The following is a 16807-nucleotide window of genomic DNA, read 5'->3' as shown; positions in this document are numbered from 1 at the left end:
GATGCGCGTTGCGGTCGGCAGAAACCGAAACAGATGCAGTCGAGTATGAAACTGCAAAGGAAGGGCGGGATTATATAGGAATATGGAAACACAGGAGGCGAGCGAAAAACGTGTGCTTAAAAAAAACCAGGCATCCACCGGGATGCCTGGCTTGCTGTTTCTTGCGCGAGCAGTCAGGCCAGGCTGTCGCTCCTTGGCGTCGCGCTCTTCAGCAGCCAGCCGCCGAGCACGGCAAGGCCCAGTATGACGGCGCCGCCCGTCCAGTAACTATTAAACATGGCAGCGCTTTCCGGCGGCAGCATCTTCAAAAACTCATCGCTACTGAACAGGCATGCCATGGTCAGCACCAGGAATGCGTTAAAGGCCGCCGTCGATACCAGCACGATGCCGGTATCGCGCCGCCAATAGGCAAATCCGCTCACGGCCAGCCCGGCCAGCATCGCCGCCACGGCCAGCCCCATGAAGATGGCCAGCATGCCCCATCGGCCATCGGAACCGATATTTTTCGCGAAAGCCAGGAAGGTGATCAAATAGAGAAACATACCAGCGAAAAACTTGAACACCACGCTGAAAAGCTTACGCATCGTTGGCCGCAACACGCGGGGTAAAGTAGGCATTGGCGCTCGGACGGAACAGGAAATAGGCGATCACGGCCAGTACCACAGCACCGGGGATGACGGCCACCTTGATCGGCGACGTCACCAAGGCAATCACCAGGCCGATGACACTCCAGCCCACGTACACCAGGCGCGACCAGTTGTGGCCCTGGCGCATGGCAATCCCCGCAACCAGGCTGATGACCAGGCCCACGAACATCTGCACATATTGCACGGGGATCGGCAACAGGTTCTTGGCCATCAATTCCTGCGTTAGCGGGTTATTGAGGCTGTAATACGCGGAACCGAGCGACAACACGGAGGTGACGATGATGAACCAGGAAATGATATTGACAGAGGTAGGACGAGTGGCCACTTTAGAATTCCTATATAAAATTTACTGAATATAAATAATACACTTAGGAAATAATTCAGAGAAACCTATTTTGCTGAAAAGTTCACTGCAACAGCATGGGCTATATCAAACAGACGAAAAAAAGCCGGCAAATGCCGGCTTTCTCTTGCGACGAACTGAAATAACTTAGTTCTTCGACTGGTCGACCATCTTGTTCTTGGCGATCCAAGGCATCATGGCGCGCAGCTTGGCGCCCACTTCTTCGATCTGGTGCTCGGACGTCAGGCGGCGGCGCGAGATCAGGGTCGGTGCGCCTGCCTTGTTTTCCAGGATGAAGCTCTTCGCGTATTCGCCCGTTTGAATGTCTTTCAGGCATTGACGCATCGCATCCTTGGTCGCCGAGGTCACGATTTTCGGGCCCGTCACGTATTCGCCGTATTCGGCGTTGTTCGAGATCGAGTAGTTCATGTTGGCGATGCCGCCTTCATAGATCAGGTCGACGATCAGCTTCAGTTCGTGCAGGCACTCAAAGTAGGCCATTTCTGGCGCGTAACCGGCTTCGGTCAGGGTTTCAAAACCGGCCTTGATCAGCTCCACGGCGCCGCCGCACAGCACGGCCTGTTCGCCGAACAAGTCGGTTTCGGTTTCTTCGCGGAAGTTCGTTTCGATGATGCCGGCACGGCCGCCACCGTTGGCCGAGGCGTAGGACAGGGCGATATCGCGGGCGATGCCCGATTTGTCCTGGTACACGGCGATCAGGTGCGGCACGCCGCCACCCTGGGTGTAGGTAGCGCGCACGGTGTGGCCTGGCGCTTTCGGCGCAACCATGATCACGTCGAGGTCGGCGCGTGGCACGACCTGGCCGTAATGCACGTTGAAGCCGTGGGCGAAGGCCAGTACGGCGCCTTGCTTGGCGTGCGGGGCGATGTTTTCGTTGTAGACCTGGGCGATGTTTTCATCTGGCAGCAAGATCATGATGACGTCGGCTGCTTTCACGGCGTCGTTCACTTCCGCCACTTTCAAGCCGGCTTGCTCAACCTTGTTCCACGAAGCGCCGCCCTTGCGCAGGCCGACGGTCACGTTGACGCCCGAATCGTTCAGGTTTTGTGCGTGGGCATGGCCTTGCGAACCGTAGCCGATGATGGCCACGTTTTTACCCTTGATCAAGGAGAGGTCGGCGTCTTTGTCGTAAAAAACTTTCATGGTATTTCCTATATTTGGTCACTGCGTTGTATGGGGGTGCTGCTACTGCAATATGCGTTTATTGTTACCTCAGACCTTCAGGATGCGTTCGCCGCGGCCTATGCCCGAACCGCCCGTGCGGACGGTTTCCAGGATGGCGGCGCGGTCGATCGAATCGATGAAGGCGTCGAGCTTGACCTTGTTGCCGGTCAGCTCGATCGTGTAGGTCTTTTCGGTGACGTCGATGATGCGGCCACGGAAGATATCGGCAGTGCGCTTCATTTCCTCGCGCTCCTTGCCCACGGCCCGGACCTTGATCAGCATCAACTCACGTTCAATATGCTGGCCCTCGGTCAAATCGACCACTTTCACCACCTCGATCAAACGGTTCAAGTGCTTGGTGATTTGCTCGATGATGTCGTCGGAACCGCTGGTGACGATGGTCATGCGCGACAGGGTAGCATCTTCGGTCGGCGCCACCGTCAGTGTTTCGATGTTGTAGCCGCGTGCCGAGAACAGGCCCACCACGCGCGACAGGGCGCCCGCTTCGTTTTCCAGCAAGACAGAAATAATATGGCGCATGGTTACAAGTCCTCCGATCCGAGCATCATTTCGGACAGGCCTTTGCCGGCTTTCACCATGGGCCACACGTTTTCAGACTGGTCCGTAATAAAGTTCATGAACACCAGCCTGTCTTTCAAACCAAACGCTTCTTTCAGGGCGCCGTCGACGTCGCCCGGTTTTTCAATTTTCATGCCCACGTGGCCATAGGCTTCGGCCAGCTTCTCAAAGTCGGGCAGCGAATCCATGTAGGACTCGGAATAGCGCGAGCCGTAATCGATCTCTTGCCATTGGCGCACCATGCCGAGGAAACGGTTGTTGAGCATGATGATTTTCGGCGTCAGGTGGTACTGCTTGCAAGTCGCCAATTCCTGGATACACATCTGGATCGAGCCTTCGCCGGTGATGCAGGCGACCGTCGCGTCCGGATTGGCCATCTGCACGCCCATGGCGTAGGGCAAGCCGACCCCCATGGTGCCCAGGCCGCCGGAATTGATCCAGCGGCGCGGCTTGTCGAAGCGATAGTATTGCGCAGCCCACATCTGGTGCTGCCCCACGTCGGAGGTAATGAAAGCGTCGCCCTTGGTGAGCTGGAACACTTTTTCGACCACCGATTGCGGCTTGATGACCAGATCCGAAGTCGGATATTTCAGGCAGTCGCGGCCGCGCCATTCGGCGATCTGCTTCCACCAGTTCGAAAGCGCATTGACGTTGGGCTTGGCTTCGGCCGCATCGAGTTGCGCCAGGAATTCGATCAGCACATCCTTGACGTTGCCGACGATGGGAATATCGACCTTGACGCGCTTGGAAATCGACGATGGATCGATGTCCACGTGAATGATCTTGCGCGGGTGCGAAGCAAAATGTTTCGGGTTGCCGATCACACGGTCATCGAAACGGGCACCGATGGCGATCAGCACGTCGCAATTCTGCATCGCCATGTTTGCTTCGTAAGTGCCATGCATGCCGGGCATGCCGACAAACTGCTCGCTCGACGCGCGGTAGCCACCCAGGCCCATCAAAGTGTTGGTGCAAGGGAAACCCAGGCGGTCGACCAGCTTGTTCAGCTCGGGAGCTGCATTGGCCAAAATCACGCCGCCGCCCGTGTAGATCATCGGACGTTCCGCTTGCAGCAGCAATTGCACCGCCTTGCGGATCTGGCCCGAATGGCCCTTGTCGACCGGACGGTAGGAACGCATCTCGACTTCCTTTGGATAGTCGAAATGGCATTTGTGCATGCTGATATCTTTCGGGATATCGACCAGCACGGGGCCGGGACGGCCTGTCTTGGCGATAAAGAAAGCTTTCTTGATCGTCGATGCCAGGTCCTTGACGTCCTTGACCAGGAAGTTGTGCTTGACCACCGGACGCGTGATGCCGACCGTGTCGCATTCCTGGAAGGCATCCTGGCCGATGGCGTGGCTGGGCACCTGGCCGGAAATCACCACCATCGGGATCGAATCCATGTACGCGGTCGACAGCCCCGTGACGGCATTGGTCACACCAGGGCCGGAAGTCACGATGGCGACGCCGACTTTGTTCGAGCTGCGCGAATAGGCATCGGCAGCGTGTACGGCGGCCTGCTCGTGGCGTACCAGGATATGCTGGAATTTGTTTTGCTGAAAGATGGCGTCGTAGATGTAGAGTACGGCTCCGCCCGGATATCCAAAGACGTGCTCGACGCCCTCTTCAGCCAGACAGCGCACGACAATTTCTGCGCCAGTAATAGGTATTGTTGCCTCGGTATTCATGAAACATTCCTTTCAAGGTCCATTGGAGATTGATCGGATGTTCTTTCCTGACGAAGTACGCCGTGCGCGACAGTGCTCCTGCTTCCCTTTTCATGCGGTCACGACATTTCTTTGGGCACCCATAGATACCTTACAAAACAACGCTTAACGCAACTCGTTTGGCCGGAGTTTCTGTGGCGCCTGTGCGAACCGCTCGCGCTTGTGGCGCGGGTTAGAACAAACTGCCTACAAATGAAAGCGCGTCTGGCCGCTGCTGGCTTTGTGTGCCGGTTGCGACCTGACCATAGAGCTTTGGGGTGTTCAAAGCGTCCCATACGTTATCGCGTCGCACCATAACGGTCAAGGAAAATGTCATCAGCATGCGTTTTTTGCGCACTCCGTATGTAAAAATCATGCGGAAACACACATTTTTTGCTAGCATGCGCTCAGTTTGTAAAAAGCATACCCACCTTCCCTTCAGCCCACAGCACACGCAGCCGCTAGCTCGCCCCATACCGCATGGCAACAGACAAAGAATTATCCGACTTTCTAGAAAATGTCGAGCGGCGCGCTTTCAAGCAGGCCGCCTACGCGGTCCGCAAGGAAGAGTCAGCACTCGACATCGTGCAGGACGCCATGATCAAGCTGGCAGAAAAGTACGGCGACAAACCTGCCGCCGAACTGCCCATGCTGTTTCAGCGCATACTGCAGAACACCATCCTCGATTATTTCCGCCGCGAAAAGGTGCGCAACACCTGGGTCAGCCTGTTTTCAGGCATGAAACCGGCCGGCGACGAGCATGAAGATTTTGAATTACTTGATACTTACGAAGCAGAACAGGGGTCCAGCGCCGCAGAATCTTCGGCCGATCAGGTCGAACGCGCGCAGATACTCGATTTAATCGATGCAGAGGTACAAAAACTACCCGCGCGTCAACGCGAAGCATTCCTCATGCGTTATTGGCAGGACATGGATGTGGCTGAAACAGCGGAAGCGATGGGTTGCTCCGAAGGCAGCGTGAAAACACATTGCTCAAGAGCTACGCACACGCTCGCCGAATCGCTGAAAGCCAAGGGAATAAAACTATGAATACCGACGATCTCAATTTCGCTTACAAAGTGCGCCACGCACTAAACGAAAAACTCGACGACCTGCCCGCATCGGCCACCGATCGCCTGGCATTGGCACGCAAAGCGGCCTTATCGCGCAAGAAGGCGGACGCGCCCGTCAAGGTGCTGGTCCGCCAGAACGTGCTGGCCGGCATCGCCACGCAGTTCTTTGCCGAACCGATGGCCTGGCTGACACGCATGAGCGTCATCATCCCGCTGCTGTTGCTGGTGGCCGGCCTGACAGGCATCTATCAGTTCGAGCAGGAACAACGCGTGGCCGAACTGGCTGAACTCGACGCCGCCGTGCTGTCGGACGAACTGCCCCTGTCGGCGTATATGGACCATGGCTTCAATGCCTACCTGACGAAACGCGAGCAATAAGCATGGCCGGTCATAGCGTACGCAAAGGCCTGCTGGCCGCCGGTATCGGCGTGGGCGCCTGCGCCCTGGCCGGTGTCGCCTGGCTCAGCAACCACTCTTCGGCGCCGCCAGCGGCGCCGGTGGCCGCCGCCGCTGTAGCGGCAGCTTCCGCCACAGCCTCGGCAGCCACTGCCAAGCATGGCGCGCCGCGCACGGCCGGCAAAGGTGGCACGGCGAAATCGACCGACAATCCCCTGTGGGCCAATCTGTCGCATCCGCAGCAGGAAGCCCTGGCGCCGCTGGCCGGCGAATGGAACAAGATGTCGGCCTTGCGCAAGCAGAAATGGCTGGACATCGCCAACCGCTTTGCCTCCATGAAACCGGACGAACAGGCGCGCGTGCATGAGCGCATGCGCGAATGGATCAAGCTGACGCCGGAGCAGCGCCACATGGTGCGTGAAAATTATGCGCGCGCCAAACGCATCGATCCTGGTGAAAAAACCCTGCAATGGGAGCAATACCAGCAGTTGCCGGAAGAGCAAAAGAAAAAGCTGGCGGCTGAACCTGTGCCGAAAAAACCTGCGAACAAGTTGCTGCCGGCTCACCCTGGCGTGATCATGGCGCCTGCCGCGCCTATCATTAACGCTGTTGCTGCGCCTATGCCAGTCAGTCCGGCTGCTGCACCAGCGGCAGCAACGCCGCTGGCGGACCCGGCTGCCACCGCACCGGTCGCACCTCCCCCGACTACCTCTACGCCACCGCCAACTAATGCCAAATAGCACACCAGAGCCCAGCATCCACTCCCGCCCCACAATCAAGCGCCGCCTGATTTCCATGGTGTATGAGTCGCTGCTGGCACTGGCCGTGCTGTTCCTGCCCTTCCTGCTGTTTGAACTGGCCGTGCAAGGCGCGCACACGCCCTTGACCGAGCACATGCGCCAATGCCTGGCCTTCCTCGTCATGGGCGCCTATTTCATCCACCAATGGAGCCGTGAAGGCCAGACCCTGGCCATGAAGACCTGGCGTTTGAAGGTCGTGCTGCCGGGCCAGGCCCACGTGCCGCTACGCATCGCCGCCTACCGCTACATACTCGCATGGATGTGGCTGCTGCCTGCGCTGCTGGTGTCGTATGTGCTGAACTTGCAGCACTGGGCCGCCCTGTCGGCGCTGGGTATCGGCATCCTGGCCTGGTCGGCCACGGCCCTGTTCACGGGCAATGGGCAATTTCTGCATGACAAGATCCTGGGCACGCAGATCGTGCAACTGCCGGCACCGGCCAAGAAAGCCAAGAAAGCAGCTGCCTGAGTAGAAGTTTTAGCAGGACTTGATCTGCATCATTGAAGCATCGGGCAGACGTCGGCGATCATGGCGTCACCATGCCTATCTCTCCCCTCCCCCATACATGCGCGCATGGACAATCTCACGCCGTGCCTGTTCCGCCGCTGGCTGACCTTGTTTTTTGCCACCACTGAGAGCATGTGCATTCTGAAGTAAACAAGCAAGCTCACAGCGTCTGAGAAAACCGTAGCGAGCGGCAGTGATTTGTGGCCAGGAAGCGCAATCGTACTTGAGTACGGTGAGCATCGCAGGCGGCAAAGCACGACGCGCAATAGGTTTGCTCGGACGCTCCTAGAAGCGTTCAAAGCCCAACAGATAGCGCCACTGGCCGGCGGGCATGGCGCCCATTGAAATGCGGCCGATGCGCAAGCGCTTGATGGCTACCACTTCCAGGCCCACCATGCGGCACATATGGGCGATCTGGCCCGGCTGCACGTTTTTCAGGGCAAAGCGCAAGCGCGTTTCATTTTGCCAGCTGACCTTGATCGGTGGCAAAGGTTTGCCATTGAAAGGCAGGCCGTGATTGAGCAAGGCCAGGCCATTGTCGGCAATCTTGCCCGCCACTTCCACGATGAATTCCTGCTCCACCGTTTTCGCTTCGTCGACCAGCTTGCGGGCGACGCGAAAATCCTGCGTGAATACGACCAGGCCGGAACCCATGGTGTCGAGCGGATTGGTGATCGTCAGGCCGATCAGGTGGCGCTTCAGAAAACGCTGGACGGCGCTGGCTGGCACGTTTTCAGGCACGAACAAGGCTTCCTGCAACAAACAGGCCAGCGCAGGCTTGCCTTCCTTGCCGATGCCGGCATTGAAACCGGCCGGCTTGTGCAACAGGATGGTTACCGGCGGCATTTCTTCCAGGGTGGCGTTGGGCAACAGCAGCACTTCCTGCTTGTCGGACACGCGCGCGCCCGCCTCCTCGACCAGCTCGCCATCGACCGTGACCCAGCCGCCCTCGATATACAGCTCGGCCTCGCGGCGCGAACAGGGCAAGTCTTCAGCCAGGCGTTTGGCCAGGCGGACGGTGGGCATTTCAGTTAAATTGGTCATGGGATGCGTAAACGGCAAGGGGAGGAGAAAGCCGGTATTGTAACCGACCCGCTCCTCCCCTCGTTTGCAATTGCTAAGAGCTAAGCGTTTGCCTTGGCCAGCTCTTCGGCAAAGAAACGGTGGCCCATCTCTTCCAGGCCCAGGGTCTGCAGCACTTCCTGCAGGCGCTCGGTCGGACGCTGGCGCGGCAGATTCTTGTAGCTGGCGATGATCAATTCATTCTTCATCGAATGTTCCCAGCCCACCAGTTCCGTCACGCTGACCTGGTAGCCATGGGCTTCCAGCTGCAAACAGCGCAGCACGTTGGTGATCTGGCTGCCGAACTCGCGCGTGTGCAGCGGGTGGCGCCACAGTTCCGTCAAGACATTCTTGCCCAGGCTCTTGCCCTTGTTCTTCTTCAGCACGGACGCCACTTCGGCCTGGCAGCACGGCACCAGCACCATGAATTTCGCCTTTTTCTTCAGGGCAAAATGGATGGCGTCATCGGTGGCAGTGTTGCACGCGTGCAAGGCTGTGACGATATCGATCTGCTGGGGCAGCAAGTTCGATTCCGTCGATTCGGCGACCGACAGCGGCAGGAAAGACATGCCGGGGAAGTTGAATTTCTTCGCCAGCTCTTGCGAGCGCTGCACCAGCTCTTCGCGCGTCTCGATGCCGTAGATATGCGAACCGTCGCTGCCGTTCTTGAAGAACAGGTCGTACAGGATGAAACCCAGGTAAGACTTGCCAGCGCCGTGATCCACCAAAGAGACGCCAGGATGATCCAGCTGCACTTCGCGCAGCAGCGGCTCGATGAACTGCGTCAGGTGATAGACCTGCTTGAGCTTGCGGCGGCTGTCCTGGTTCATCTTGCCGTCGCGCGTCAGGATATGCAATTCCTGCAGCAAGGCGATCGACTGGCCATCCTTGATCTCGGGCATGTTGCTGGCGGCCGTGATCACGTCTTTCGGCGCTGCGGGCACATTTGCGGCGACCGCCACGCCCTTAGCGCGCTTCATCGATCCACGCCATCTGTATTGCTTCCAGCACTTTTTCGCCGCCGCGCGTATGGTCGTCGTCGAAGCCGTCCAGGCTCACCACCCAGTTATGCAGGTCGGTGAAACGCACGGTCAAGGGGTCGATGTCCGGGTGCGTGTCGTACAGGGCCTCGGCAATCGCCGTGATGTCGGACCATTTCATCGTCGTGGCCATATTAGTGGCTGCCTTCGCTGACCTGGTTGATCGTGTATTTCGGGATTTCAACGACGAGGTCTTCCTCGGCAACGATCGATTGGCAGGACAGGCGCGACACGGCTTCCAGGCCCCAGGCCTTGTCCAGCATGTCTTCTTCCAGTTCCGTCGCTTCGTTCAGCGAGGCGATGCCTTCGCGCACCAGCACGTGGCAAGTGGTGCAGGCGCATGATTTTTCGCAGGCGTGCTCGATGTCGATGTCGTTTTCCAGCAGGATGTCGCAGATGGACTTGCCGGCTGGCGCCTCGATCACGGCGCCGTCCGGGCACAGTTTAGGGTGAGGCAGGATAACGATTTGTGGCATGGTGTCTTCTTTCAGTCTGTCATTCGGAGCGCGCCGGCAAGCTATGCGGCGGCGCGCTGTTGTATTATTTAAACCACCTGGTCCAGCGATTTGCCCGTCAAGGCGGTGCGCACGCTGCGGTCCATGCGGCGCGAAGCAAAATCTTCGGTGCCGTCGGCCAACGCCTCGATCACCCGCTTCAAGGCCTGGTGATCGACGGCGCCGGTCTGCGAGTCGGCAATCGCCTGGCGCACTTGCACCATCAAGCCATCCACTAGAGCGCGTTCGGCCACGTCCAGCAAGGCGCCGTCTTCGTCCAGCGCAGACTGGGTGGCCAGCACGATGCGTTCCGCTTCCACCTGCTCTTCACGCAGCGCGCGCGCCACCATGTCGACGTCGGCCGAAGTGTAGGAATCCTGCAGCATGCGGGCGATCTCGTCGTCTTCCAGGCCATAGGCTGGCTTGACGCTGATCGACGCTTCCACGCCAGAGCGCAGCTCGCGCGCCGACACCGACAGCAAGCCGTCTGCATCGACCTGGTAGGTGATGCGGATGCGCGCGGCGCCCGCCACCATCGGCGGAATGCCGCGCAGCTCAAAGCGCGCCAGCGAACGGCAATCGCTGACCAGTTCGCGCTCGCCCTGCAGCACGTGCACGGCCAGGGCCGTCTGGCCATCTTTAAAGGTCGTGAATTCCTGGGCTCTAGCGCACGGAATCGTCGAATTGCGGGGAATGATCTTTTCCACCAGGCCACCCATGGTTTCGATGCCCAAGGACAAGGGAATCACGTCCAGCAACAGCCAGTCGTCGCCAGCGGCACGGTTGCCAGCCAGCAAGTTTGCCTGGATGGCCGCGCCCAGCGCCACCACTTTGTCCGGGTCGATATTCGCATGCGGGGTGGTATGGAAATATTCGCTGACGGCGCGCTGCACGTGCGGCATGCGCGTGGCGCCACCCACCATCACCACGCCATCGACGTCGTCCGCATCGACGTTCGCGTCGCGCAGGGCCTTCTTGATGGCGCTCATGGTTTTCACGACCAGGTGCGCCGTCATGGCCGCGAATTCTTCGGCCGTGATGCGCAAATGGATTTCTTCGCCCGAGTTCAGCTTGGCGTCTATCGTGGTTTCCGACTTGGTCGACAGCAATTCCTTGATTTCGCGCGCCTTGACCAGCAAGATGGCCGTATCTTCATCGGACAAGGGCGCCAGTTTGGCCTGTTCGCTGATCCAGCAAAACAATCGGCGGTCGAAATCGTCGCCGCCCAGGGCCGAGTCGCCACCGGTGGACAGTACTTCAAACACGCCCTTGCTCAGCTTCAAAATCGAAATGTCGAAGGTGCCGCCGCCCAGGTCGTACACCGCGTACACGCCTTCGGAAGCGTTATCGAGGCCATAGGCGATAGCCGCGGCGGTCGGCTCGCTCAGCAGGCGCAGCACGTTCAGGCCGGCCAGCTGGGCCGCATCCTTGGTGGCCTGGCGCTGGGCGTCGTCGAAATACGCGGGCACGGTAATTACGGCGCCGACCAGATCATCCCCCAGCGAATCTTCCGCGCGCTGGCGCAGGGTGGCCAGGATTTGCGCCGACACTTCGACCGGGCTTTTGACGCCAGCCACGGTTTTCAGCTGCACCATGCCAGGCGTATCCTGGAAGTCGTAGGGCAGGTTTTCCGCGTAGGCGATGTCGGCCAGTCCCCGTCCCATGAAACGCTTGACGGAAACGATGGTGTTTTTTGGATCGGTGGTTTGCGCGGCCAGGGCCTTGTAGCCGATATTGGCGTGGCCGTTTGCAAGATAGCGCACCACGGACGGCAGCAGCGAGCGGCCATCTTCATCGTTCAGCACTTCGGGAATGCTGTTGCGGACGGTCGCGACCAGGGAATTGGTGGTGCCAAGATCGATGCCGACGGCCAGGCGGTGCTGGTGCGGCGCGGTCGACATGCCTGGTTCGGAGATTTGCAGAAGTGCCATTGTATTCGTGCCTCGATTAATTTTTTGCTTGGTACTGTGCTTGATACTGCGCCTGATACTGCGCTTGATGCCGTGAAACGGTAGCGCGCATTATAAAGCGCGGGCCAAAGTCACGCTTCAGGCCTCGATAGCTTCATAAGCAAACCGCACTTCTTCACCGAACTTGTCGAGAAACATCAGCGCGCGCACGCTTTGCGCCGCGTTCACATAGTCTGCCGCGTCGAGCTGGGCGCCGACCTGGGCCAGCAGAGTCTTGCGTTCACCGCGCAGCTGGCGGTCCAGCGCGTCAAGCGCATCGCCATCCTTGCCGGCGCGCGCATCGCCCAGTTCCTCGCGCCACTCCATCTGCTGCATCAAGAAGCTGACCGGCATGGCCGTGTTCGATTCCACCTGCAGATCGACACCATGGAGTTCGCACAGGTATTGCGCGCGCTTTTGCGGGCTTTTCAGGGTCTGGTAGGCTTCATTGGCGCGCGTCGCCCACTGCATGGCTACGCGCTTTTCCGCACTGCTGGCGTTGATGAAGCGGTCGGGGTGTACCTTGCCCTGTACGTCGCGGTAAGCGGTATCGAGCGCGGCCAAGTCCAGCACAAACTGCGCCGGCAACTGGAATAATTCAAAGTGGTTTTGCATGATAGTCAGTGGTCGCTGTGCCTCAATCGATGAGTACAGCGGCACCGACCGGGGTCCTGCTTGCGTCTTAGATGCGGAAACTCTCGCCGCAGCCGCAGGCATCTTTTTCGTTTGGATTGTGGAACTTGAAGCCTTCGTTCAAGCCTTCGCGCGCGAAATCGAGTTCCGTGCCGTCGATATATGGCAGGCTTTTCGGATCGACGAAAACTTTCACGCCGTGCGATTCGAAGACGCTGTCTTCTTCCGCCACTTCATCGACATATTCGAGCTTGTAGGCCAGGCCCGAGCAACCGGTGGTGCGCACGCCAAAGCGCAAGCCCATGCCCTTGCCGCGCCGTTCGATATAACGGTTGATGTGTTTCGCCGCTTTTTCGGTCAGTGTAATCATGTAGCTCTCCGCGCCTGCCCGGCCTCGCGGCCGGGACAGGATGCAAACTTAGGCCGCAGCCGGATGGCGGGTCTGATAATCCAGCACCGCTGCCTTGATGGCGTCTTCCGCCAGGATCGAGCAGTGGATTTTCACTGGCGGCAGCGCCAGTTCTTCCGCGATCTGGGTGTTCTTGATCGCCAGCGCTTGATCCAGAGTCTTGCCCTTGACCCATTCGGTCACCAGCGAGCTCGATGCGATGGCCGAACCGCAGCCATAGGTCTTGAATTTCGCATCTTCGATCAGGCCATCGGCGCCAACCTTGATCTGCAGTTTCATCACGTCGCCGCAAGCAGGCGCGCCTACCATGCCGGTGCCGATGGTTTCATCACCCTTGTCGAAAGCGCCAACGTTGCGCGGGTTTTCGTAGTGATCGAGTACTTTGTCCGAGTAAGCCATTTTGATGCTCCTTAAATATTCTTGCAGGCCCCATTAACAAGGGCAAAATGAGTAAAGTGCCTGAAAAACCGTAGCGAGCGGCAGTGATTTGTGGCCGAGAAGCGCAACTGTGCTAGAGCACAGTGAGCATCGCAGGCCGCAAAGCGCGACGCGCAGCAGGTTTGGCAGGTACTTTTAGTGGGCAGCCCATTGGATGGAATTGATGTCGATGCCGTCCTTGAACATGTCCCACAGCGGCGACAGTTCGCGCAGTTTGTGTACTTTCGATTTCAGCAGGTTCACGGCGAAGTCGATGTCTTCCTCGGTCGAGAAGCGGCCGATGGTGAAACGGATCGAGCTGTGCGCCAGTTCGTCGCTGCGGCCGAGGGCGCGCAGCACGTACGATGGTTCCAGGCTGGCCGAGGTGCAGGCCGAACCGGACGACACGGCGATATCCTTGATCGCCATGATCAGCGACTCGCCTTCAACGTAGTTGAAGCTCACGTTCAGGTTATGCGGCACGCGGTGATCCATGTCGCCGTTGATGTAGGTTTCTTCGATCTCTTGCAAGCCCTTGGCCAGGCGGTCGCGCAAAGCCTTGATGCGGCTCATTTCGCTATCCATTTCTTCTTTGGCGATGCGGAACGCTTCGCCCATGCCGACGATCTGGTGCGTAGGCAAGGTGCCCGAACGCAAGCCGCGCTCGTGGCCACCGCCGTGCATTTGCGCTTCCAGGCGCACGCGCGGCTTGCGGCAGACGTACAGCGCGCCCACGCCTTTCGGGCCGTAGGTTTTGTGGGCTGTGAAGGTCATCAGGTCGACCTTGGTCTTTTGCAGGTCGATCACGATCTTGCCGGTCGCCTGGGCAGCATCGCAATGGAAGATGATGCCTTTCGAGCGGCAGAACACGCCGATCTCGTCGATAGGCTGGATCACGCCGATTTCATTGTTCACCAGCATGACGGAGACCAGAATGGTGTCCGGACGCACGGCGGCAGCCAGTTGCTCGACCGTGATCAGGCCATTGTCTTGCGGCTCCAGATAGGTCGCTTCAAAGCCGATGCGTTCCAGCTCACGTACCGTGTCCAGCACCGATTTGTGTTCGGTCTTGACGGTGATGATGTGCTTGCCCTTGGTTTTGTAGAACTGCGCTGCACCCTTGATGGCCAGGTTGTTGCTTTCCGTGGCGCCCGAAGTCCAGATGATTTCACGCGGGTCAGCGTTGACCAGCGCCGCCACGTGGCCACGCGCTTCTTCCACGGCTTTTTCCGCGGTCCAGCCGTACATATGGCTGCGCGATGCCGGATTGCCAAACTGCTCGCGCAGGTAAGGAATCATTTTGTCGGCAACGCGTGGATCGATAGGCGTGGTCGCCGAGTAATCCATATAGATCGGGAAATGCGGCGCCGTTTCAAAGTGCACCTGGCCTACGTTTTTTTCTGGGGCGTTCATCAATAACTCCTGCAATCTAGCAACTGGTATCTGTTTTAACCGAGGGCGGCGTGGTTACGGTGCATCACCATCACGCTTTGCTCGGCATTCTTTTGTCTCTGCTGGTCGACCAGGTCCTGCAAGGACACAGAATCCAGATAATCGACCATTTTTTCGTTGAGTGTGGACCACAGCTCATGCGTCATGCAGCGCGCACCGGTAGCCGCGTCGGCGCCATGGCAATGTTCCTTGCCACCGCACTGCGTGGCGTCCAGCGGTTCGTCGACAGCGATGATGATGTCGGCCACCGTCACCTTGTCGGCGCGGCGCGCCAGGCTGTAACCGCCGCCCGGACCACGGATCGACTCGACGATCTCATGGCGGCGCAGCTTGCCGAACAGCTGCTCCAGGTAGGACAGGGAAATCGACTGGCGCTGGCTGATGCCAGACAAAGTGACCGGCCCCTTGCCCTGACGCAGGGCAAGATCGATCATCGCTGTCACGGCAAAACGGCCTTTTGTGGTCAGACGCATACATCCTCGGCTCAACTGTTTAATAACTGGGTTAAAATATTGCGGTTTTTCAACTTTCAACCAATCTTCGCTTTCGCGATCCTAAAGACCGAGTAGTTGAATGAATTAGTCAAGTATAACAAATTCGGCGGGGTTTGTCAGAGAGCCCCTCGATGACCACAGGGCTGACAGGGGCTTAGCAGGCCACGCCAACGGACGCAGCCTCAAGAAAACAACAATTGCGGAATTGCAACTGTCCTCAAACGCGCAGGGCGGCCCTGACGTTCATCAACTCAAAACCCAGCAAGTTCAAGCCATCCCAGCTATCGGGGTCGGCAATGCGCGGATTGTCCGACGCCAGCCCCACGCCCCAGATGCGGTCGACCGGGCTCGCTTCCACGATGATGCGTTCCCCGGTGCCCAGCAAGAACTTGCGCAGGGCCGGCCTTTGCGAAAACTTGGCGAAGTTGCCATCGAAGACGATGCCGGCGCGCGCCTCTGCCCACACCTTGGCGTCGAAATTGGCCACTTCGCGCCCCAAGCTCTTGACTTCCGACGGCCGCTCGGCCGCCACGATGCGCGCCTGCACGGCGGTGTCGCCGAACAGGGCCGCCTTTTGCGCCATCATGTAATGCTCGGCGGTGGCGTACGTCACGCCGGACAGGCCGAAGGGCGAAGGAAACCATTGGCTGAAGCAACTTTTATCGGCCACTTGCGACTGGGCCGGGGTATGGCCCCAGAAATACAGATAATCGGGCACGCCTCCCGCAGCCAGCCAGGCTTTCAGTTCTTCAACATTACGAATTTGCATAATCCTCGGACTTCCGTAGCAACTGCATGGGGCCAAACAGCGCCTGCATGTCGCTATTGTCAATAAAAGACAGATTATACGGATGTTCGGCCGCGATCTGGGGCAGGCGCGCCGCCACCGGCAAGCGCCTGACTTGTTCGGCAATCTTGCCCCACAACACTAACTGCGGCAGCGCCACGCCTGCCTGGCCCGCCAGCGCTTCCAGCACCACTTGCAGGAAAGGCAGCCAGCCGCGCGCATCCTGCACGGGCGGCACGTGGGAACGGAAGACCAGGGCAGCATTGAGCAGCAAGAAACCCTGCGCCGTCAGCTTGTGCTGCAAGTCGGGCAAGGTCTGTATCATGCCGCTGCCCGGCAAAAGCGCGGCGGCGGCCACGGGCGCCATTGCCGCGCCCGAGGTTGCGCCGGCTTGCAACTGGCCATCGGCCACCAGCAGCATCTTCATGAAGTTGCGCAGCGAGGTGGCGCGGTTGACGGGTTTCGACAGCCCGGTAGCCGACCACAAGCTGCCCACGGCGCCATCCATGAAACACACGCCGGTGGCGCTTTCGGCGCGCGGATACGGCCCCTCGCCCACCAGCACCTGGCGCACCTGGTCCAACGGCAAGGCAAATGCGGCAAACAGGCGGCCCTGCGTGGGCAGGTAATCATCGACTGCCAGCGCAGGCAAGTATGCAGGATCGGCGGCCATCACGGCTTGCAAGCCGCGCAGCAAGATGGGGCGCCAGGAAACATGGGCCAGGGCCAGCGCATCGGTGATGCTGGCGGGAACGGAAGTAACGGTCATGGTGCTCGCGGCAAGGCGGTAGTTGGGCAGGCGCAGATTGTAGCGCACCATGACAGCGGTTTTT

At 59.0% G+C, this 16807-nt stretch carries 21 protein-coding genes; 4 read left to right on the top strand and 17 right to left on the bottom strand.

Annotation, left to right across the window (positions count from 1 at the left end; genetic code table 11):
- Positions 1-173: 173 nt before the first annotated feature.
- From HDE72_RS23380 to HDE72_RS23360, 5 genes are all read right to left on the bottom strand, one after another.
- A complete protein-coding gene (locus HDE72_RS23380) occupies positions 174-584 on the bottom strand; it encodes a hypothetical protein (RefSeq protein WP_183746632.1) in 411 nt (136 codons plus the stop codon).
- Positions 577-972 (bottom strand): hypothetical protein, encoded by a 396-nt coding sequence (locus HDE72_RS23375; protein WP_183746629.1) that lies wholly within the window; start codon positions 970-972, stop codon positions 577-579. The genes HDE72_RS23380 and HDE72_RS23375 overlap by 8 nt, the downstream gene beginning before the upstream one ends.
- Positions 973-1137: 165 nt before the next feature.
- Complete coding sequence (ilvC, locus tag HDE72_RS23370) at positions 1138-2154, bottom strand: ketol-acid reductoisomerase (protein WP_183746626.1); 1017 nt, start codon at positions 2152-2154, stop codon at positions 1138-1140.
- 69 nt (positions 2155-2223) lie between these two features.
- Positions 2224-2715, bottom strand: a complete 492-nt coding sequence (gene ilvN, locus HDE72_RS23365; RefSeq protein ID WP_038493839.1) for an acetolactate synthase small subunit — start codon at positions 2713-2715, stop codon at positions 2224-2226.
- A gap of 2 nt (positions 2716-2717) precedes the next feature.
- The gene (locus HDE72_RS23360) at positions 2718-4445 is read right to left on the bottom strand and encodes an acetolactate synthase 3 catalytic subunit (RefSeq protein ID WP_183746623.1); all 1728 of its coding nucleotides are present in this window, start codon (positions 4443-4445) and stop codon (positions 2718-2720) included.
- A gap of 498 nt (positions 4446-4943) precedes the next feature.
- On the opposite strand from HDE72_RS23360, the gene HDE72_RS23355 reads away from it, so the two are divergent.
- The 4 genes from HDE72_RS23355 to HDE72_RS23340 are packed head-to-tail and all read left to right on the top strand — an operon-like array spanning position 4944 to position 7198.
- Entirely contained in the window at positions 4944-5513 is a 570-nt protein-coding gene (locus HDE72_RS23355) for an RNA polymerase sigma factor (protein WP_183676059.1), read from the top strand.
- A complete protein-coding gene (locus tag HDE72_RS23350; RefSeq protein ID WP_183746621.1) occupies positions 5510-5914 on the top strand; it encodes a DUF3619 family protein in 405 nt (134 codons plus the stop codon). The genes HDE72_RS23355 and HDE72_RS23350 overlap by 4 nt, the downstream gene beginning before the upstream one ends.
- A 2-nt stretch (positions 5915-5916) precedes the next feature.
- Positions 5917-6672, top strand: a complete 756-nt coding sequence (locus tag HDE72_RS23345) for a DUF3106 domain-containing protein (RefSeq protein WP_183746618.1) — start codon at positions 5917-5919, stop codon at positions 6670-6672.
- Entirely contained in the window at positions 6662-7198 is a 537-nt protein-coding gene (locus tag HDE72_RS23340; RefSeq protein ID WP_183746615.1) for an RDD family protein, read from the top strand. The genes HDE72_RS23345 and HDE72_RS23340 overlap by 11 nt, the downstream gene beginning before the upstream one ends.
- Before the next feature lie 324 nt (positions 7199-7522).
- Here the strand turns inward: HDE72_RS23340 and HDE72_RS23335 are convergent, their stop codons facing one another.
- The 12 genes from HDE72_RS23335 to HDE72_RS23280 all read right to left on the bottom strand — a co-directional run bounded on the left by HDE72_RS23335 (position 7523) and on the right by HDE72_RS23280 (position 16743).
- Positions 7523-8281, bottom strand: a complete 759-nt coding sequence (locus HDE72_RS23335) for an rRNA pseudouridine synthase (protein ID WP_183746612.1) — start codon at positions 8279-8281, stop codon at positions 7523-7525.
- An 80-nt stretch (positions 8282-8361) separates the two neighbouring features.
- Positions 8362-9279 carry a class I SAM-dependent methyltransferase gene (locus HDE72_RS23330; protein ID WP_409254981.1) on the bottom strand — a complete coding sequence of 306 codons (918 nt, stop codon included), beginning with the start codon at positions 9277-9279 and terminating at the stop codon, positions 8362-8364.
- The gene (iscX, locus tag HDE72_RS23325; protein ID WP_183746694.1) at positions 9266-9460 is read right to left on the bottom strand and encodes a Fe-S cluster assembly protein IscX; all 195 of its coding nucleotides are present in this window, start codon (positions 9458-9460) and stop codon (positions 9266-9268) included. Before iscX ends, HDE72_RS23330 begins: the two co-directional genes overlap by 14 nt.
- Positions 9461-9473: 13 nt before the next feature.
- Positions 9474-9815, bottom strand: coding sequence for an ISC system 2Fe-2S type ferredoxin (gene fdx, locus HDE72_RS23320; RefSeq protein WP_183746609.1), 342 nt, complete (start codon positions 9813-9815; stop codon positions 9474-9476).
- Positions 9816-9883: 68 nt separating this feature from the next.
- Entirely contained in the window at positions 9884-11764 is a 1881-nt protein-coding gene (gene hscA, locus HDE72_RS23315) for a Fe-S protein assembly chaperone HscA (RefSeq protein WP_183746605.1), read from the bottom strand.
- Between the two features lie 117 nt (positions 11765-11881).
- Positions 11882-12397 carry a Fe-S protein assembly co-chaperone HscB gene (gene hscB, locus HDE72_RS23310; protein ID WP_183746602.1) on the bottom strand — a complete coding sequence of 172 codons (516 nt, stop codon included), beginning with the start codon at positions 12395-12397 and terminating at the stop codon, positions 11882-11884.
- A gap of 67 nt (positions 12398-12464) precedes the next feature.
- Positions 12465-12785 carry an iron-sulfur cluster assembly protein IscA gene (gene iscA, locus HDE72_RS23305; RefSeq protein WP_183676050.1) on the bottom strand — a complete coding sequence of 107 codons (321 nt, stop codon included), beginning with the start codon at positions 12783-12785 and terminating at the stop codon, positions 12465-12467.
- 48 nt (positions 12786-12833) lie between these two features.
- A complete protein-coding gene (iscU, locus tag HDE72_RS23300; protein ID WP_034779562.1) occupies positions 12834-13223 on the bottom strand; it encodes a Fe-S cluster assembly scaffold IscU in 390 nt (129 codons plus the stop codon).
- A gap of 174 nt (positions 13224-13397) precedes the next feature.
- Positions 13398-14654, bottom strand: coding sequence for an IscS subfamily cysteine desulfurase (locus HDE72_RS23295; protein ID WP_183746599.1), 1257 nt, complete (start codon positions 14652-14654; stop codon positions 13398-13400).
- Between the two features lie 35 nt (positions 14655-14689).
- The gene (iscR, locus tag HDE72_RS23290) at positions 14690-15166 is read right to left on the bottom strand and encodes a Fe-S cluster assembly transcriptional regulator IscR (RefSeq protein WP_065310626.1); all 477 of its coding nucleotides are present in this window, start codon (positions 15164-15166) and stop codon (positions 14690-14692) included.
- Between the two features lie 238 nt (positions 15167-15404).
- A complete protein-coding gene (locus HDE72_RS23285) occupies positions 15405-15956 on the bottom strand; it encodes an NADAR family protein (protein ID WP_183746597.1) in 552 nt (183 codons plus the stop codon).
- On the bottom strand, positions 15943-16743 hold the full coding sequence (locus HDE72_RS23280; protein ID WP_183746688.1) for a uracil-DNA glycosylase family protein: 801 nt from the start codon (positions 16741-16743) through the stop codon (positions 15943-15945). The genes HDE72_RS23285 and HDE72_RS23280 overlap by 14 nt, the downstream gene beginning before the upstream one ends.
- Positions 16744-16807: the final 64 nt, after the last annotated feature.

The sequence above is a fragment of the Janthinobacterium saanense genome (assembly GCF_014200675.1).
GTDB lineage: Bacteria > Pseudomonadota > Gammaproteobacteria > Burkholderiales > Burkholderiaceae_D > Janthinobacterium.
The sequence above is the reverse complement of the archived record's forward strand: the minus strand, read 5'-3'. Positions and strand labels throughout refer to the sequence as shown.

What these genes read in the sequence shown, in the direction of transcription:
- HDE72_RS23350 (WP_183746621.1), top strand. Translation starts at nt 5,510, where the DNA reads ATGAATACCGACGATCTCAATTTCGCTTACAAAGTGCGCCACGCACTA.
- HDE72_RS23285 (WP_183746597.1), bottom strand. Translation starts at nt 15,956, where the DNA reads ATGCAAATTCGTAATGTTGAAGAACTGAAAGCCTGGCTGGCTGCGGGA.
- hscB (WP_183746602.1), bottom strand. Translation starts at nt 12,397, where the DNA reads ATGCAAAACCACTTTGAATTATTCCAGTTGCCGGCGCAGTTTGTGCTG.
- iscU (WP_034779562.1), bottom strand. Translation starts at nt 13,223, where the DNA reads ATGGCTTACTCGGACAAAGTACTCGATCACTACGAAAACCCGCGCAAC.
- HDE72_RS23380 (WP_183746632.1), bottom strand. Translation starts at nt 584, where the DNA reads ATGCGTAAGCTTTTCAGCGTGGTGTTCAAGTTTTTCGCTGGTATGTTT.
- fdx (WP_183746609.1), bottom strand. Translation starts at nt 9,815, where the DNA reads ATGCCACAAATCGTTATCCTGCCTCACCCTAAACTGTGCCCGGACGGC.
- iscR (WP_065310626.1), bottom strand. Translation starts at nt 15,166, where the DNA reads ATGCGTCTGACCACAAAAGGCCGTTTTGCCGTGACAGCGATGATCGAT.
- HDE72_RS23335 (WP_183746612.1), bottom strand. Translation starts at nt 8,281, where the DNA reads ATGACCAATTTAACTGAAATGCCCACCGTCCGCCTGGCCAAACGCCTG.
- iscX (WP_183746694.1), bottom strand. Translation starts at nt 9,460, where the DNA reads ATGAAATGGTCCGACATCACGGCGATTGCCGAGGCCCTGTACGACACG.
- HDE72_RS23345 (WP_183746618.1), top strand. Translation starts at nt 5,917, where the DNA reads ATGGCCGGTCATAGCGTACGCAAAGGCCTGCTGGCCGCCGGTATCGGC.
- ilvN (WP_038493839.1), bottom strand. Translation starts at nt 2,715, where the DNA reads ATGCGCCATATTATTTCTGTCTTGCTGGAAAACGAAGCGGGCGCCCTG.
- HDE72_RS23295 (WP_183746599.1), bottom strand. Translation starts at nt 14,654, where the DNA reads ATGAACGCCCCAGAAAAAAACGTAGGCCAGGTGCACTTTGAAACGGCG.
- ilvC (WP_183746626.1), bottom strand. Translation starts at nt 2,154, where the DNA reads ATGAAAGTTTTTTACGACAAAGACGCCGACCTCTCCTTGATCAAGGGT.
- iscA (WP_183676050.1), bottom strand. Translation starts at nt 12,785, where the DNA reads ATGATTACACTGACCGAAAAAGCGGCGAAACACATCAACCGTTATATC.
- HDE72_RS23330 (WP_409254981.1), bottom strand. Translation starts at nt 9,279, where the DNA reads ATGAAGCGCGCTAAGGGCGTGGCGGTCGCCGCAAATGTGCCCGCAGCG.
- HDE72_RS23340 (WP_183746615.1), top strand. Translation starts at nt 6,662, where the DNA reads ATGCCAAATAGCACACCAGAGCCCAGCATCCACTCCCGCCCCACAATC.
- HDE72_RS23280 (WP_183746688.1), bottom strand. Translation starts at nt 16,743, where the DNA reads ATGACCGTTACTTCCGTTCCCGCCAGCATCACCGATGCGCTGGCCCTG.
- hscA (WP_183746605.1), bottom strand. Translation starts at nt 11,764, where the DNA reads ATGGCACTTCTGCAAATCTCCGAACCAGGCATGTCGACCGCGCCGCAC.
- HDE72_RS23355 (WP_183676059.1), top strand. Translation starts at nt 4,944, where the DNA reads ATGGCAACAGACAAAGAATTATCCGACTTTCTAGAAAATGTCGAGCGG.
- HDE72_RS23360 (WP_183746623.1), bottom strand. Translation starts at nt 4,445, where the DNA reads ATGAATACCGAGGCAACAATACCTATTACTGGCGCAGAAATTGTCGTG.